The sequence below is a fragment of the Marinobacter sp. BW6 genome, from assembly GCF_008107725.1.
Taxonomy (GTDB): Bacteria; Pseudomonadota; Gammaproteobacteria; order Pseudomonadales; family Oleiphilaceae; genus Marinobacter.
In genome coordinates, this window is sequence record NZ_VIRN01000064.1 from 859,362 (window position 1) to 876,043 (window position 16,682).

The 16,682-nt window shown below is 56.8% G+C and carries 12 protein-coding genes; 5 read left to right on the plus strand and 7 right to left on the minus strand.

Annotated features, from left to right (window positions below; translation table 11 throughout):
- Positions 1–7: 7 nt before the first annotated feature.
- The 5 genes from livG to FMN52_RS12500 form a co-directional block, all read right to left on the minus strand.
- Positions 8–763, minus strand: a complete 756-nt coding sequence (livG, locus tag FMN52_RS12480; protein ID WP_148608916.1) for a high-affinity branched-chain amino acid ABC transporter ATP-binding protein LivG — start codon at positions 761–763, stop codon at positions 8–10.
- 6 nt (positions 764–769) lie between these two features.
- On the minus strand, positions 770–2,041 hold the full coding sequence (locus FMN52_RS12485) for a high-affinity branched-chain amino acid ABC transporter permease LivM (RefSeq protein ID WP_148608917.1): 1,272 nt from the start codon (positions 2,039–2,041) through the stop codon (positions 770–772).
- On the minus strand, positions 2,041–2,964 hold the full coding sequence (livH, locus tag FMN52_RS12490) for a high-affinity branched-chain amino acid ABC transporter permease LivH (RefSeq protein WP_148608918.1): 924 nt from the start codon (positions 2,962–2,964) through the stop codon (positions 2,041–2,043). The genes FMN52_RS12485 and livH overlap by 1 nt, the downstream gene beginning before the upstream one ends.
- A gap of 161 nt (positions 2,965–3,125) precedes the next feature.
- Complete coding sequence (locus tag FMN52_RS12495) at positions 3,126–4,238, minus strand: branched-chain amino acid ABC transporter substrate-binding protein (protein ID WP_148608919.1); 1,113 nt, start codon at positions 4,236–4,238, stop codon at positions 3,126–3,128.
- Between the two features lie 154 nt (positions 4,239–4,392).
- Complete coding sequence (locus tag FMN52_RS12500) at positions 4,393–5,301, minus strand: tetratricopeptide repeat protein (protein WP_148608920.1); 909 nt, start codon at positions 5,299–5,301, stop codon at positions 4,393–4,395.
- A 164-nt stretch (positions 5,302–5,465) separates the two neighbouring features.
- On the opposite strand from FMN52_RS12500, the gene FMN52_RS12505 reads away from it, so the two are divergent.
- Positions 5,466–5,960, plus strand: a complete 495-nt coding sequence (locus FMN52_RS12505; RefSeq protein ID WP_148608921.1) for a MarR family transcriptional regulator — start codon at positions 5,466–5,468, stop codon at positions 5,958–5,960.
- Positions 5,961–6,066: 106 nt separating this feature from the next.
- On the opposite strand, the gene lon is transcribed toward FMN52_RS12505, so the two are convergent.
- Positions 6,067–8,517, minus strand: a complete 2,451-nt coding sequence (gene lon / locus FMN52_RS12510; protein ID WP_148608922.1) for an endopeptidase La — start codon at positions 8,515–8,517, stop codon at positions 6,067–6,069.
- Between the two features lie 207 nt (positions 8,518–8,724).
- Between lon and trxA the strand changes: the two genes are divergently transcribed.
- Together trxA and FMN52_RS12520 are read left to right on the plus strand one after the other, a co-directional pair.
- Complete coding sequence (gene trxA, locus FMN52_RS12515) at positions 8,725–9,588, plus strand: thioredoxin (protein ID WP_148608923.1); 864 nt, start codon at positions 8,725–8,727, stop codon at positions 9,586–9,588.
- A 71-nt stretch (positions 9,589–9,659) separates the two neighbouring features.
- Positions 9,660–9,983, plus strand: coding sequence for a hypothetical protein (locus tag FMN52_RS12520; protein WP_148608924.1), 324 nt, complete (start codon positions 9,660–9,662; stop codon positions 9,981–9,983).
- A gap of 59 nt (positions 9,984–10,042) precedes the next feature.
- Here the strand turns inward: FMN52_RS12520 and FMN52_RS12525 are convergent, their stop codons facing one another.
- The gene (locus FMN52_RS12525; protein ID WP_148608925.1) at positions 10,043–11,407 is read right to left on the minus strand and encodes a lysine 2,3-aminomutase; all 1,365 of its coding nucleotides are present in this window, start codon (positions 11,405–11,407) and stop codon (positions 10,043–10,045) included.
- A 685-nt stretch (positions 11,408–12,092) separates the two neighbouring features.
- Between FMN52_RS12525 and aceE the strand changes: the two genes are divergently transcribed.
- On the plus strand, positions 12,093–14,756 hold the full coding sequence (gene aceE, locus FMN52_RS12530; protein WP_148608926.1) for a pyruvate dehydrogenase (acetyl-transferring), homodimeric type: 2,664 nt from the start codon (positions 12,093–12,095) through the stop codon (positions 14,754–14,756).
- Positions 14,757–14,766: 10 nt separating this feature from the next.
- Positions 14,767–16,428 (plus strand): dihydrolipoyllysine-residue acetyltransferase, encoded by a 1,662-nt coding sequence (gene aceF, locus FMN52_RS12535; protein WP_148608927.1) that lies wholly within the window; start codon positions 14,767–14,769, stop codon positions 16,426–16,428.
- Positions 16,429–16,682 lie beyond the last annotated feature (254 nt).

The window sequence follows — 16,682 nt, forward strand, 5'->3', positions numbered from 1 at the left end:
GGTTACCTCAGGCCTCGCCCAGATAGGCTTTGATCACGTCGTCGTTCTGGCGGATTTCTTCCGGTGTGCCACTGGCCAGGGGGCGTCCCTGGTTGATGACGTTGATGCGGTCGGAAATATCCATTACCAGGCTCATGTCGTGCTCAATCAGCACCACGGAAACGTTGTAGTCCTCTTTCAGGCTGACGATCAGCTGATTGAGTTCCTTGGTTTCCGCCGGGTTGAGGCCGGCTGCTGGCTCGTCGAGCATCAACAGCTTTGGCTCGGTCACCATGCAGCGGGCAATCTCAAGACGTCGTTGCTGGCCATAGGCCAGATTGCCGGCTTCCCGGTTGGCCAGGTCCAGCAGGCCTACCCGGTCCAGCCAGTAGGCGGCACGATCCAGGGATTTCTGCTCTTTCGTCCGATAACTGGGGGTTTTGATCAAGCCGGAAATCAGGTTGGTGTTGAGATGGCGATGTTGTGCCACCAACAGGTTTTCCACCACCGTCATCTGGCTGAACAGTCGGACATGTTGGAAGGTGCGTACCATCCCGAGACGAGAGATCTTGTAGTCAGGTTTGCCCTGAACCTCTCTCCCCTCGAACAGGATCTTGCCACCCGTGGGTTTGTAAAAACCACTCATGCAGTTGAATACGGTGGTTTTTCCGGCCCCATTGGGACCGATGATGGATACAATTTCGTGTTCCTGAACGTCCAGAGACACTTCGTCTACCGCCAGCAGGCCGCCAAAGCGCATGGACAGATTCTGTACTTCAAGCATCGTCTGTCACTCCTGCCTTTTCAGTTCAATGTGAATGCGGCGCATGGGCATCAGGCCCTGCGGACGCCAGACCATCATCAGCACCATGGCGGCGCCGAAAATAAGCATCCGGTACTCGGAAAACTCACGGGCCAGTTCTGGCAGGATGGTCACGGCAATTGCCGCGAGTACCACACCGATCTGGGAGCCCATGCCGCCGAGTACCACGATGGCCAGGATGATGGCGGATTCCAGGAAGACAAACGATTCCGGGCTGATAAAACCCTGCTTGGAGGCGAATACCGTGCCGGCAAAACCGGCAAAGAAGGCGCCAATGGTAAAGGCGGACAGCTTCACCGCGGTTCGGCTCAGGCCGAGGGAGCGGGCAGCGATTTCATCTTCCCGCAGTGCCTCCCAGGCACGGCCGACCGGCATCCGCATGAAACGACGGATAACCAGGGCAGTGAACACCGCCAGAACCAGGGCAATCAGGTACAGGAAGATGACCTTGTGCTCACCGCTGTAGGCAATGCCAAAGGTTTCGTGGAACGAGGTGTTGCCTTCTTCCTTCACCCGGCGCCCGAATTCCATGCCGAACAGGGTTGGATCGGGGATGCCACCAATGCCGTTGGGGCCGCCAGTCAGCGTCGTCCAGTTGTTCAGCAGGATCCGGATGATTTCACCGAACCCGAGGGTTACGATGGCCAGATAATCCCCCCGCAACCGGAGCACCGGAAAGCCGAGCACCAAACCGAACAGAGCCGCGAGCAGGGCACCGATGGGTAGAGCCAACCAGAACGAAATGCCTGTGTACTGGGACAATAAGGCAAAGGTATAGGCGCCCACGGCGTAGAATGCCACGTAGCCAAGATCCAGAAGGCCGGCCAGACCGACCACCACGTTCAGGCCAAGGGCCAGCATGATGTAGATCAGTACCAGGGTTGCCAGATCCACGGAGCCACGGGATACAAGGAAAGGCCAGAATAGCGCGAAAATCACGATACCGGTGAGTACCCAGGACTCAATCTTTGCCCGGCGGTTTTCCGCCATTGGCTCCTTGTTGGATTGGGGCAAAGGATGGGGGATGCTCTTCAAGCCCCCCATGATCTGTTCCCGGAACATCTGGAACAGGAATACGATCAACGCCGCGAGCAATACCATCACTATGGTGCTGGCATCGGCGCCGGTCAGGGTCACGTTGATGCCCTGGGCTTCAAGGTTGAAGCCGATGATCGGGTAGGAAATGATCAGTGTAATGAACGCGCAGAACAGCGCGTGTCTGAAATTGTTAGCAGCCATCAGATCTTCTCAACCTCCGGTTTGCCGAGCAGGCCGGTGGGTTTGAACAGCAGAATCAGGATCAGCAGGCTGAACGAGATCACATCCTTGTATTCACCGCTGAGGTAGCCGGAGGTCATACTCTCTGCCACGCCCAGTATCAGTCCGCCCAGCATCGCACCAGGGATGCTGCCAATGCCACCAAGTACCGCAGCAGTAAAGGCTTTCAGTCCGGCAATGAACCCGAACAGGGGATCAACCGAACCGTAGTACATGCCCAGTAGCAGGCCGGCAACCGCCGCCAGGGCCGCACCGATCACGAACGTCGCGGAGATAATCCGGTTGGTATCGATGCCCAGCAGGCTGGCCATGCCCAGATCCTGAGACACCGCCCGACAGGCGCGGCCGGTCCGGGAGCGGGATATGAACAGTGACAGGGCCGTCATACAGATCAGGGTGGTGATGAAGATGGTGATCTGCATATAGGACAGGGACATCTGGAAACCGTCACCGGAACCGAAGTTGAAACCGCCATCTATCAGTGCCGGAAAACCGATGTTCCGTGACCCCTGTGCCAGGTGCACGTAGTTCTGCAGGAAGATGGACATGCCGATGGCTGAGATCAGCGGGATCAGGCGGTGACGCCCCCGCACAGGCCGATAGGCCACCCGTTCCACCGCCCAGCCCATGGAGCTGGAGACGAGCATGGCACAGAGCAGAGCCACGATCAGGATCAGTGGCAGCCAGGCAATGCCCAGGGAGGCGAGGCCGGTAATGGCGATTAGCGCCGTGTAGGCACCGATCATATAGATTTCACCATGGGCAAAGTTGATCATGCCAATGATGCCGTAAACCATCGTGTAGCCGATGGCGATCAGGGCATAGGTGCTCCCGATCGTCAGCCCGTTGATGAGCTGCTGAGAGAAATACAGGAGGTCTTGCATTGTTATGGGACTCCGAAAGCCTGCTCCCTCCGCTACCACACGTCTGCCCGGGATATCCGGGCAGGAAGTGTAGGAGGATCAACAGGAGCCTAGAAAAACACCTTCTCCCGGATCGCGGTGAGAAGGTGCTCTCATGATTACCGTTTGTTAACGATTTTGGCTCAGTTTACCGGAGTTTTGCTTCCATCTGAATGCCATTCGTACACAACAAACTCAAACGACTTCATGTCGCCGGCCTTGTCGTATTCAACGGTACCGATCGGAGTCTGGAAGGTGCCTTCGCGCAGGGCAGCAGCAACGTCGAACGGATCGGTGGAGTCAGCCGCTTCAATACCTTCGGCAACCAGCTGGACAGCGGTGTAGGAGGTCAGAACGAAAGGACCGGAAGGATCTTCACCCTTGTCTTCGAACGCCTTCACCAGCGCCTGGTTTTCGGCTTTCTGGTCGAATGCCGGTGGCAGGGTTACCAGGAGGCCTTCTGCTGCTTCGCCGGCGATGGTGTTGATGTCCTTGTTACCTACGCCCTCGGGGCCCATGAAACGGGCATCCAGGCCAGCGGAGTCAGCCTGGCGCAGGATCAGACCAAGCTCCGGGTGGTAACCGCCGTAATAGACGTAGTCCACATCAGCTTGCTTGAGCTTGGTGACCAGTGATGAGAAGTCCTTGTCACCGGCGGTGATGCCTTCGAACATGGCGATTTCAACGCCAGCGTCCTTCAGGGTGTCACGAACCGCGGTGGCAATACCTTCACCGTACTGCTGCTTGTCGTGAACAATGGCCACGCGCTCGGGATTCTGGGCGGCAATGTAATTCGCCGCAACCGGGCCCTGCATGCTGTCCAGGCCGATGGTACGGAACACCAGTTCATAGCCACGCTCGGTGATTTCCGGGCTGGTGGAAGCCGGGGTCACCATCAGGATGCCTTCATCTTCGTAGATGTCAGATGCGGGCTGGGTGGAACTGGAGCACAGGTGGCCGATTACGAAGCGAACGCCATCGTTGACCAGGCTGTTGGCAACAGTTACGGCCTGCTTCGGGTCACACACGTCGTCGTATTCAACGGCAACGAGCTCTTCGCCCATCACACCGCCATTGGCGTTGATCTGCTCGATCGCCATGCGGGCGCCGGAGAATTGCATGTCACCATACTGGGCAACGGGGCCAGTCATGGGACCGGCAATACCGATCTGGATTTCTGCGGCGGCGTGGCCAGCGCCCATCAGGGCGACGGAAGTACTAACAGCGGTTACGAGTTTCTTTACTGAAGTTCTCATTGAGTCTGTCCTGTTTTATTTCAGGGTTATTCTTGTGTTCTCAGAGAGTTAAACAAACACCACACCTCACTGCTTGTCAAGCAGATGGCTCTGGAGTTTGCTCCGGAACACGGGCCTGTCTGCAAAGGCAAAACCCGTGCCGCTCTGAGCGGTGTCACGCATCCGTGCCGTCTTCTTCATCCTGTGAGACCAGCGCGCGGAAGCTCTCGTGTTCGCGCAGCTGCTCAAAACTAACGTCTACGGAGGCATCGTCGCGGTATGCCTCCGAAATTTCAATAGCTTTCTTCAAGGTGCTGACTGCGTCCTCCCAGCGGCCGATTTCCGCATAGGCGCATGCCAACTGATAGTGCGCGTGGCCATTATCCGGTGCAAGTTTCAGCGCTCGCTGGCAAAGACTGATTGCCCAGAGCGGCTCCTGCATTTCCAGGACGGCGTCGGCCTTGTAACTCAGAGCTTCCACATCATCCGGGCGAAGATCCAGAATCTGATCGTAGGCGGAGATCTTGTTTTGTTGTGAGGTTTCCTGGCTGGCTTTCAGCCACAGCGAATGCACTTCGTTGGTGCGCTCAATCTCGGCCTGATTCTGGTGAATGATGTCGGATTTTTGCTTCAGCTGGTCCTCGATAAATTCGAGCCGTTGCTCGTATTCGATCACCAGTTCGTTAACCCGTTTTTCGGCGAGGCTGGTGAGCTGATTGCGCATGTCGCGGATCGAGTTCCAGCCAATGACTACCAGAATGGAGGTTGCACCGGCAATCAGATAGAAGAAGTAGGTCACTGTGTCGGTGGCGTAGGACATGGTCTTGTCGGCAACGGACAGCTCTTTGTCCACCACCTTTTCGATCAGCTCCGCGCGGGTGTTCATCATTTCTTTGCGCAGGGCTTTGCTTTCCTCCAGCAGATAAAGCTCGATGAAGGGCGTATACATCGGCTTTTCCAGGGTCTTTATGCTCTCTTTAAGCTCTTCCGCGGTGAGCTCTTTCTCAGGCCCCAGGTTGTCCTGGCCGTACAGGGTTCCGGCGAAGGTCATCATGAAAAGGAGAGGCAGCAAGTACTTGATCATCGGGCGCAATCCGTTCGTCTGTCGGTATGGAACAAGTCCGAAACCTTAGCATATTGGCTGCCCGAAAAAATGCCGGGAATCCTCCCGACTTGCAATCCTGGGTACAAAGACCTCTAATAGTTAGGGGTATAAACAAATTCCCGATACCGAATCGGAGTATTGCTGTGAATAGTTATGAAGATGTGCTGGTGGCTCTCAGGCGGGTAATCCGGGCAACAGACCTTCACTCCAAGCGCCTGAGCAAGCATGCGGGACTGACCGGGCCGCAGCTGCTGATCATGAGAACGATCCGGGATCTTGGTGAGGTGACCATCGGCACCATTGCGGAAAAGGTGAGTCTCAGCCAGGCAACGGTCACGACGATTCTGGACCGTCTGGAACATCGCAATCTGGTGTACCGGGTGCGCAGCACCCAGGACAAACGCAAGGTGCATGCCCACCTGACTGACGAAGGTGCGGACCTACTCGCCCGGGCCCCCAATCCGCTGCAGGAGGATTTTGTCCAGAAATTCCAGAGCCTGGCAGAGTGGGAGCAGACCATGATCCTGGCCTCGCTGCAACGGGTCGCGAACATGATGGACGCCGATGATATTGATGCGTCGCCGGTGCTGACGGTTGGGTCGGTTTTGAAGGATGACGGGTGGAAAGAGAAAGCCTGAACAGTGGTGTCGGATTACGACCCGTTGGATCTAATCCGACCTACAAATCAGCTATCCAAACTCGTAGGTCGGATTAGCGAAGCGTAATCCGACAAACCCGCTTCAATTAATGCACCGAAGACCCGCTCTTGGGCTTATTGCCAAAGCACACCTGAAACACGTCGCTGTAATGCTTGGCAAAATTCACCGACAGGCCTTCCTTCAGATATTCCGGTAGCTCCTCATAGTCGCCCCGATTTGCTTCCGGCAGGATCAGGTTGCTGATTTTCTGCCGCCGCGCCGCAATGACTTTCTCGCGAATACCGCCTACCGGCAGCACCTGTCCGGTCAGGGTGAGCTCTCCCGTCATGGCGATGTTCTGCTGCGGCGCTTCTCCGCGTGCGATGGAAAGCAACGCGGTGGCCATGGTGACGCCGGCGCTGGGACCGTCTTTGGGTGTGGCGCCCTCGGGCACGTGCAGGTGCACGAAGGATTTGTCGAAGAAGGTCGGGTCACCTCTGAAGCGTTTGAGGTTCGAGGACACATAGCTGTAGGCGATTTCGGCGGACTCCTTCATCACATCGCCCAACTGTCCGGTCAGTTTGAAGCCCCGTTGTGAGCTGTGAATCCTGGAGGCCTCGATGCTCAGGGTGGCCCCGCCCATGGCGGTCCAGGCCAGTCCGGTCACGACACCAGTGCCCTTAAGCGATTTCTCTTTCCTGAACGAGGGCTGTCCCAGGTAGCTCTGCAGATCCGAGACGCCCACCTTCACCGGCTGCTCCGGATTTTCCAGCAGCTTCACGATGCCCTTGCGGAGTATCTTATGCAGCAGCTTTTCCAGGCTCCGCACGCCGGCCTCGCGAGCATAGCCTTCGATGACCTGTTTGATTGCGGCATCGGTGATGTTGAGCTGCTTTTTCAGCAACCCGGCCCGCTTCAGCAGTCTGGGCAGCAGGTAGTGCTTGGCAATGGCCAGCTTTTCCTCTGCGATGTAACCGGAAAGACGGATCACGTCCATGCGGTCGAGCAGCGGCCGCGGGATTGTATCCAGTTGGTTGGCGGTGCAGATGAACAGAACCTTGGATAGGTCCATACGGACGTCCAGATAGTGGTCCAGGAAGTCGCGGTTCTGTTCCGGGTCCAGAGTCTCCAGCAGGGCCGAAGCCGGATCGCCCTGGAAAGACGCACCGATCTTGTCGATTTCATCCAGCATGATGACCGGGTTCGCCACCTTTGAATCTTTCAGTGCCTGTACAAACTTGCCCGGCATGGCGCCGATGTAGGTACGGCGGTGGCCTTTGATTTCAGCTTCATCCCGCATGCCGCCAACGCTGAAACGGTAGAATTTACGCCCCAGTGCATCCGCCACGGAATGGCCGATCGATGTCTTGCCAACGCCCGGCGGTCCCACCAGCAACAGGATGGAGCCGCTGACCTCGCCCTTGAAGGTACCTTCGGCAAGGAATTCGACGATGCGATCTTTTACATCGTCCAGGCCGTCGTGATCCCGGTCCAGAATCCGGCGGGCTTCGGCCAGATCGAAGTGGTCTTCTGAGTGAATGCCCCAGGGAACCTGCGTCAGCCAGTCCAGATAGTTGCGGGTAACGCCATATTCAGGCGACCCCTGTTCCAGCACCTGCAGTTTTTCGATTTCATCATTGAAGCGCTCCTGGACCGACTCGGGCGGGTTTAGCTCCGCCATGCGGTGCTGAAAACGTTCCACGTCCGCAGTTTTGTCATCCTTGGCCATGCCCAGCTCGCGTTGGATGACCTTTAGCTGTTCCTTCAGGAAAAACTCGCGCTGATGCTTCTGAACCTTGGCGTTAACCTCTTCGCTGATTTCCGACTGCAGCCTGGCTACTTCCTGTTCCTTGCGCATCAGCAGCAGAACCTTCTCCATGCGGCGGAGCAGGGGAACGGTGTCGAGCACATCCTGCAGCTCGTTGCCCGGGGCGCTGGTCATCGAGGCGCCGAAATCGGCGAGCGGTGAGCTGTCGTCCGGCCCGAAACGGGACAGGTACTGTTTTACGTCCTCACCGTAGAGTGGGTTGGTGCGCAGCAGCTCCTTGATCGCGCTGATAATGGCGAGGGTGTAGGCCTTGAGTTCGTCAGCGTCTTCTTCCGGCTCGGTCGGGTATTCAACTTCCACAAGATAGGGTGGCTTTCTCCGCAACCACTGGACAACGCGGAAGCGCTGAAGGCCCTGGGCGATAAACTGGATCTTGCCGCTGTCATTCTGGGCATGATGCACGCGCACGGCACAGCCGGTGGTTTCCAGTTGTTCGCTGGCAGGGATGTCTTCTTCGGCAGCTTGTTCGTCAACAAAGCAGATTCCCATGACTTTGTGATCGGTCTCGCCGACACGTTTCAGGGTTTCCTGCCACGGATTCTGGTTAACCACCACCGGTTGCACCTGGGCCGGAAAGAAAGGGCGGTTTGAAACCGGCAGCACGTACATGCGCCGGGGCATCATCTGCTGGGGCAGGGCGAGGCTCTTGCTGTGCTCGTCCTTGCCAATGTATTCGGTCACGTCCTCTTCGAATTCCTCAAGTGAATCGTTTTGCGTGTCATCATTCATGCCGCGAGTATCCATCCGGAAAGGTTGTGAATCTGCCCGGGACAGGCTGCTGAGCAATTGTCCCGGAGCGTTGCTTACTAGCTATGTAACGGCACATACGGTGATTTCAAGGAGTTGGCTTTGGACTGTTGGCGCTTGAAATTCCGACAGTTGGCCCCATGTCCCTGACAGTTTCCAACGATTCATTCGACTTTTCAGGTGCCCTGCATGAGCAATTCTCCCTACATCTTTGAAGCCACCATGGAAAATTTCCAGCAGAAGGTTATGGAAGCCTCTGCCAGCACGCCCATTCTGGTGGATGTCTGGGCTGAGTGGTGCGCTCCCTGCAAGCAGTTGATGCCCTTGCTGGAAAAACTGGCCGACGATTATCAGGGCGCGTTCATGCTGGCCAAGGTGAATGCCGACGAGCAGGAGCAGCTTACCTCCAGCCTCGGCGTGCGCAGCCTGCCCACGGTCATCCTGGTCAAGAACGGTCAGGCAGTGGATGGCTTCAACGGTGCCCTGCCGGAAAGCGAAATCCGTCAGGTTCTCGACAAGCATGTGGAGGCGCCCAAGGAAGACCCCTATGAGAAGGCCCACCGGATCTGGGAAGAAGGTGATGTGGAAGGCGCGCTGACGATCCTGTCGCAGATGAACCAGGAGGATCCCGAGAACCTGAAGGTGCTGATTGATCTGGCCCAGTTGAAGGCGGAGATGGGCGATCTGGAAACGGCTGAGCAAGTGCTTGAAAGCCTGCCTCCGGAAGAGAAAATGCAGCACCAGGCCAAACAGCTGGCGGCCCGGGTCAAGTTTCTCAGGCAATCTGCCGAGCTTCCACCGATCAAGGATCTTGAAATGGCCCTGGAGCAGGACCCGAAAGACCCGAATGCACTGCACCAGTTGGCGCTTCACCACGTATTACAGGAGAACAACGCAGAGGCCATGGATCTGCTGATCCGGTTGATGCAGGTGGACAGCAAATACAAGGACGAAGTAGCCAAGACAACGCTGATCGAGTTGTTCGACAAGCTGGGCAACAACAACCCGGACGTACGGACCTATCGGCGGAAACTCTATACCTTGATGCACTGATCGTTTGGCGCTCGCCAAAAACAATGTAGGTCGGGTAGAGCCAAAGGCAAAACCCGACTGGTATTTCCGCAATGCTCAAACTTCCACCCCAGCCCGACAACTGTGAACTCTGCGAACGCCCGGTTGCCAGGCTCACCCGGCACCACTTGATCCCGAAGCACCTGCACCGTAAAAAACGGTTCCAGAAACTGTTCTCCAAAGAAGAGCTCATCACCCGAACCCTCTGGGTGTGCCGACCCTGTCATAACGCCATTCATAAAACTCGCTCGGAATACGAGCTTGGTTTGTACTTCAATACCCGGGAAAAGTTGCTGGAGTTGGAGGAGTTGCGGACGTTTGTTGAGTGGCTCAGGGACAAGCCAGAGGGGTTTGTGCCGAAGTTTCGAAGGAGGTGAGCGGAACAGGGCCAGGTGGGGCTTCCATCTGGCCCTGTTTGCATAAGGGCAATGAGCTTTTAGCCGTTGCCCCTCTTCATGGCTTCATACTCATCCTCAAAGAAGAACTTCTCCTCTCCGAAGGCCGGTTCCAGCTCATGCAGCCAGGTGGCTGTCTCGCTGTACTTGGCGAAGAATGGGCGCTGAACCCAATCCGGATTGCGACCCTGCAGGAAGCGCAGCACCAAGACCTTCTCACCGTGTATTTCGGTAATGCCCTGAATCTCCACCTTGCCGGGGCCGGCGCTCATGGAGGGGCCGCGGGCGGTGCGGGCCAGGCCACTGACCTTTTTCATGGCTTCCCGATAGATGTGGAAAGCCTCCACAAGGGGCACTTCAAAGTAGTTCTTGGCGCCGGTGTCCCGTTCTACAAACATGTAGTAGGGGATGATGCCCAGCTGCACTTCTTTCTTCCACAGTTTGGCCCAGGCGTCGGCATCGTCGTTGACGTGCTTGATCAGCGGGCCCTGGGCGCGGATCTCGGCGCCCGTAGCACGGATGCGGCGGATGGCCTCTTCGGCAATCTCGGTGGTGATTTCCTGCCAGTGGTTGTAGTGGGCCATGATGGCCACATGCTTGCCGGCGTCCACGAGACGGGCGAACAGGTCGATTAGTTCATCGGCATCCTTGTCAGTCACAAAACGGTATGGCCAGAAGGTCAGCGCCTTGGTGCCGATGCGAATGGTCTGGATGTGGTCGAACTCAGGCTCCAACAACGGCTCGAGGTACTGAACCAGGTTCTTGGTTTTCATGACCATGGGATCACCGCCGGTCACCAGCAGGTCGGTGACTTCTGTGTGCTCCTGCAGGTAGCCATGAAGCTTCTCGGCTTCGGTGCTGGCCATTTTCAGGTCCTTGTCACCGACAAACTGTGCCCAGCGGAAACAGAAGGTACAGTAAGAGTGGCAGGTCTGACCCTGGGCCGGGAAAAACAGCACTGTCTCGCGGTACTTATGCTGAACACCGTCCAGCACCTCGCCGTCCAGCTCGGGCATGTTCATTTCCATCTGGCCTGCCGGGTGCGGGTTCAGTTCATCCCGGATTTCCTTGGCAACCGCCTGGATCTCTTTCTTGTCGGCACCTTCCCGGTGCATTTGTGCCATGCGCTCGTAATGCTCTTCTTTCAGCATGCCTTTTTGGGGGAAGACAAGCTGATAGATCGGGTCGTTGGGAACTTTGTCCCAGTTGATCAGTTCATTGATCACGTACTCGTTGACCCGGAAAGGCAGCACGCTGGCGACCACCTTCATTTCGAACAGGGTCTCCTCAGGGAGATTCTGGATGACTTCAATCTTGTCGAGCTGGCGGTCCGTGTAGACCTTGAAACGCCGTTCCTCGAACTCCGTAGTGGGAATCCGGTTCGGAAAGGTGACGATGGAGTTCATAGGTCGCCCTCTGTTGGTGTTAATGACAGCAAAAGTGGTCCGACCACTTTTTCGGTGGTTAAAAATCAGGCAGGCGAGTATACATAAATGGGGGGTTATTTTCAGGTCTAATTAAAAAGTTCCGGTAAATCAGATGAGTGTCGGGTGAGATCTGGCTGAAAATTCAATAAAAAGCGTTAAATTCGGCGAATGAGGGACAAATAGCGGCGAGCAGATCGTTTAGCGTGGTAATCAATTTTCCCGTTGACAAGAATGCTACGACATTGGTCGCAGTCTGGTTGTCTGATGGTCCAAAAACGGTCATTCTTCCGTAAGTAATCGCAAGTAGCCGCTCCGAAATGGAATTCCATAGGACTTTAATTGAGTTTGATGACTTAAATGTAGTAAAAATACTACGGAATCGGGTGGGCTGATCCACGCACTTCGTCTGAATTTTGGCAAGCCTCGGGGTCAAAAGCCCGGGAAGCGGTGCTGTCAGGCAGGAAAAGTGTGAAAGCTGTTCTATGCTTTGTACAGGTTCTGTGTACTGGGAGCCGGTACACCTGGCAGGCATAAGTAGTCAGTTAAAGACTCTTTGAATACCCATAACAAAACACTGCATTCCATCGCAGCTTATCGACACCGCAACGCGCCCGGCTGCTGATCGTGGCGGCGCTGCACTTTTTGATGCCAAGGGGAGGGTTTGATGTACCAGGATGATGATCCCATTGAAACCAGTGAATGGCTGGACGCGCTGGAATCTCTGATCGAGAACGAAGGCGTTGACCGGGCCAAATACATTCTTGAGAGGCTCTCCGAGCGGGCGAGCCGCGATGGAACCGAGCTACCTTATTCAATTACCACGCCATTCCGGAACAGCATTCCGGTGTCTCAACAGGCGCCCATGCCCGGCGACCTCTTTATGGAGCGTCGTATCCGCTCTCTGATCCGCTGGAACGCCATGGCCATGGTCATGCGTGCCAACCAGCGCCCCGGAGACCTTGGTGGCCATGTTTCTTCGTTCTCGTCGGCTGCGACGCTCTACGATGTTGGCTTCAACTACTTCTTCCACGGCGGCGACGAAAAGCGCGAATCCGATCTGGTTTACTTCCAGGGACATTCTTCACCTGGTATCTATGCGCGCTCCTTCCTCGAGGGTCGATTCGACGAAAAAGACCTGGACAAGTACCGCGAGGAAGTAGACGGCACTGGCCTTTCCTCCTATCCGCACCCCTGGCTGATGCCGGATTACTGGCAGTTCCCCACGGTTTCAATGGGCCTCGGTCCGATTCAGGCGATTTACCAGGCGCACGTGATGAAGTACCTGGATAGCCGGGAACTCATTGAGATGGGCGACCGCAAGGTGTGGTGTTTTGTCGGTGACGGCGAGTGCGACGAGCCGGAAACCCTGGGGTCCATCTCCATGGCTGGCCGGGAAAACCTCAGCAACCTGATCTTTGTGGTTAACTGCAACCTTCAGCGTCTGGATGGGCCTGTGCGCGGTAACGGCAAGATCATTCAGGAGCTTGAGGGCGTCTTCCGCGGTGCCGGTTGGAACGTGCTGAAAGTTGTCTGGGGTCGCCACTGGGATCCCCTGTTCGAGAGGGACAAGGAAGGAAAGATGCAGCACGTCATGGACGAGGTCTGCGACGGCGACCTGCAGAACTTCAAGAGCAATGGCCCGGCCTATACCCGTAAGAATTTCTTCGGCAAGTATCCCGAAACCGCCAAGCTGGTTGAGGATTTGTCGGATGAGGAGATCAACAAGCTCAACCGGGGTGGCCATGATCCGTACAAGATCTATGCAGCCTTCCACCATGCTATCAACAAGAACGGTGGGCGCCCGACCGTCATCCTGGCTCACACCATCAAGGGCTATGGCTTCGGTGAAGCCGGCGAGGCGCAGAATACAGCCCACTCTCTGAAAAAGCTTGATATTGAGCAACTGAAGTCGTTCCGCGACCGCTTTGCGGTGCCGCTGAAGGACGAGGAGCTCAAGGACGTTCCCTACTACCGGCCAGCGCCGGATAGCCCGGAAATCGTCTACATGAAGAAGCGCCGGCAGGAGCTGGGTGGGTTCTATCCCAAGCGGCGCAAAGATTGCCAGCCGCTGCAGATTCCTGATCTGGACATCTTCAAGGCGGTACTGGAGGGTTCCGGCGATCGGAAGATCTCCACCACCATGGCCTTCGTTCGTATCCTGACCGCTCTGACAAAAGACAAGCGTATCGGCAAGCGCGTGGTACCGATCGTACCCGACGAAGCCCGTACCTTTGGTATGGAAGGCATGTTCCGTCAGCTGGGTATCTACACAGCCGAGGGTCAGAAGTATGTGCCAGAAGACCGTGATCAGATCATGTATTACCGGGAAGACAAGAAGGGTCAGATCCTTGAGGAAGGTATCAACGAGGATGGCTCCATGGCGGCCTGGATGGCAGCAGCAACGTCATACAGCACCAACAACTTCCCGCTGATCCCGTTCTACATCTTCTACTCGATGTTCGGCTTCCAGCGCGTTGGCGATCTGGCGTGGGCCTCCGGCGACATCCAGGCCCGTGGTTTCCTGATCGGCGGTACCGCCGGGCGGACCACCCTGAATGGCGAAGGCCTGCAGCACCAGGACGGCCACAGCCATGTGCTGGCTAACACCATTCCGAACTGTAAGGCCTACGATCCGGCTTACGGTTATGAAATGGCGGTCGTGCTCCGCAAGGGTATGAAGGAGATGTTCGAGGACAACCAGAACGTCTTCTACTACCTGACCATCGAGAACGAGAACTACGAACAGCCGGCAATGCCCAAGGATTGTGAGGACGGCATCATCAAGGGTATGTACAAGTTCGAGTCTGTTGAAACCAAAGGCAATAAGAAGACGCCTCGGGTTCAGCTGCTTGGTGCCGGCGCGATCCTCAACGAAGTGCGCGAAGCGGCCCAGATGCTGAAAGACGACTGGGGGGTTGCCTCCGATGTGTGGAGTGTCACCAGCTTCAATGAGCTTGCCCGTGAAGGCCTGCACGTAGAGCGCTGGAACCGTCTGCACCCGGATGACAAGCCCAAGAAGGCCTACGTAACCCAGTGCCTGGAGAAGCAGAGCGGGCCGGTGGTGTCGTCCACCGATTACATCAAGCTGCACTCCGAGCAGCTCCGGGCGTTCATCCCGAAAACCTACCTGACCCTCGGCACCGACGGCTTTGGCCGCAGTGACACCCGGGAAAAGCTTCGCAGCTTCTTTGAAGTCGACCGTTACTACGTAACAGTCACGGCGCTGTCAGCTCTGGCCAAGGACGGTGAGGTGAAGAACGATGTGGTTCTCGAAGCCATGCGCAAGTACGGAATCGATCGCAACAAAACGAACCCGGTGCTGAGCTAAGGAGACCGCCATGAGTGAACAGGAAATCAAGGTTCCGGATCTCGGCGGTGCGGATGAGGTCGAGGTTATCGAAATCACCGTCAGTGCAGGGGATTCGGTTGAAGCAGAAGATCCGATCCTGACCGTAGAGTCAGACAAAGCGTCTGTTGAATTGCCGTCTCCCGGTGCCGGCAAGATCACCAAGATCACCGTCAAGGTGGGTGACAAGGTCAAGGAAGGCGACGTCGTCGGGATGATGGAAGCCAGCGCCGATAGCGGTGGCTCTGACGATTCCGAGGAAAAGCCGGAAGGAAAAGCCGAGGAAAAGAGCGAAGCCAAGCAGGAAGAGAAGTCCGAAGAGAGCAAGCCGGCGCCTAAGAAGGCTTCCGGTGGCTCCCGCAAGGAAACCGTGAAGGTTCCCGCGCTGGATGGCTTCGACAATGTCCCGGTTATCGAAATCAACGTCGCTGAAGGCGATACCATTGAAGCCGACGATCCTCTGGTAACGGTGGAATCCGACAAGGCGACGATGGAGATTCCCTCTCCCTACTCGGGCAAGGTGGGCAAGATCCTGGTGTCCGAGGGTGACAAGCTCTCCGAGGGCCATGAACTGCTTGAGATGACCGTTCAGGAAGAAGGCGGTGATGAGGAAGCCTCTGAGGCGGCGTCTGAAGAACCGGCGAAGGAAGAGAAGTCGGAGTCGAAGTCCGAAGAGAAGCCAAAGCAGCAAGCAGAGTCTGCCCCTGAGCCTCAGGGCGCGACCTATGAGCCGCCCACGCCTGGCGCGAAGGTCCATGCTGGCCCGGCCGTTCGCAAACTGGCCCGTGAGCTGGGTGCCGATCTGGCCCGCATCAAGGGCTCTGGCCCCAAGGGGCGTATCATCAAGGACGATGTCCACGCCTATGTGAAGAGCCAGCTCAAGCAGGCTCAACAGGGTGGCGGTGTTGCCACCGGCTCCGGTATCCCCGGGGTCAAGCTGCCAGACTTCAGCCAGTTTGGTGAGGTGAAGCGCGAGGCCATGTCGCGGATGATGTTCGCCACGGCGAACAACATGCAGCGCAGCTGGCTGAACGTGCCTCACGTGACCCAGTTCGAGGATGCGGACATCACCGATATGGAGGATTTCCGCAAGGCCCAGAAGGCAGCCGGCGAGAAGAAGGGCGTGAAGATGACGCCGCTTCCGTTCCTGCTGAAAGCCTGTGCCACGGCGCTGGCAGAACTGCCCCAGTTTAACGTGTCTCTGGACATGGAACGGAAGGAGGTGGTTCGCAAGCAGTACATTCACATCGGGATTGCGGTGGATACGCCCAACGGGTTGATGGTGCCGGTGATCAAGGATGTGGATAAGAAGGGCTTGTGGGAGCTTGCTGCGGAGAGCGCCGAGCTTGCCCAGAAAGCCCGGGACAAGCAGTTGAAGCCGGCAGAGATGCAGGGTGCCTGTTTTACCATCACCAGTCTGGGTGGTATTGGCGGCACGGCATTTACGCCGATCGTGAATACGCCGGAGGTGGCGATTCTGGGTGTTTCCAAGGCGGCGATGAAGCCGGTTTGGGATGGCAAGGAGTTCCAGCCCCGGTTGATGCTGCCGTTATCGCTGTCTTACGATCACCGCGCGGTGAATGGGGCGGATGCTGCCCGCTTTACCACGGTGCTCAGTCAGCTTCTTGGGGATATTCGTACCCTTCTGCTGTGATAGCCGCTAGATCCGCTCCCAGCCTTTGAGGTTTGGGGGCGGCGAGAGAGGCGGGCAATACGATTCAGGACACGCTACAAGCACATCCCTGTGCGCTTGTTTCGGGCCATCCATGGCCCTCTACAGTCCTGAATCGTATTGCCCGCCTCTCTCGTTTTAGCCCCTAGCTGTTCGCTGCTTGCTGTTCATATTGTTGCGTCAGGCCAGCCTTCATAAATCCCGCACAAACAAAAACCCCGGCCGGAGCCGGGGTT

Bases quoted from the DNA above. Each gene is read 5' to 3' on its own strand.
- FMN52_RS12525 (WP_148608925.1), bottom strand. From the start codon at position 11,407: ATGAACTCCATCGTCACCTTTCCGAACCGGATTCCCACTACGGAGTTC.
- aceF (WP_148608927.1), top strand. From the start codon at position 14,767: ATGAGTGAACAGGAAATCAAGGTTCCGGATCTCGGCGGTGCGGATGAG.
- trxA (WP_148608923.1), top strand. From the start codon at position 8,725: ATGAGCAATTCTCCCTACATCTTTGAAGCCACCATGGAAAATTTCCAG.
- FMN52_RS12495 (WP_148608919.1), bottom strand. From the start codon at position 4,238: ATGAGAACTTCAGTAAAGAAACTCGTAACCGCTGTTAGTACTTCCGTC.
- FMN52_RS12485 (WP_148608917.1), bottom strand. From the start codon at position 2,041: ATGGCTGCTAACAATTTCAGACACGCGCTGTTCTGCGCGTTCATTACA.
- livH (WP_148608918.1), bottom strand. From the start codon at position 2,964: ATGCAAGACCTCCTGTATTTCTCTCAGCAGCTCATCAACGGGCTGACG.
- livG (WP_148608916.1), bottom strand. From the start codon at position 763: ATGCTTGAAGTACAGAATCTGTCCATGCGCTTTGGCGGCCTGCTGGCG.
- FMN52_RS12500 (WP_148608920.1), bottom strand. From the start codon at position 5,301: ATGATCAAGTACTTGCTGCCTCTCCTTTTCATGATGACCTTCGCCGGA.
- aceE (WP_148608926.1), top strand. From the start codon at position 12,093: ATGTACCAGGATGATGATCCCATTGAAACCAGTGAATGGCTGGACGCG.
- lon (WP_148608922.1), bottom strand. From the start codon at position 8,517: ATGAATGATGACACGCAAAACGATTCACTTGAGGAATTCGAAGAGGAC.
- FMN52_RS12520 (WP_148608924.1), top strand. From the start codon at position 9,660: ATGCTCAAACTTCCACCCCAGCCCGACAACTGTGAACTCTGCGAACGC.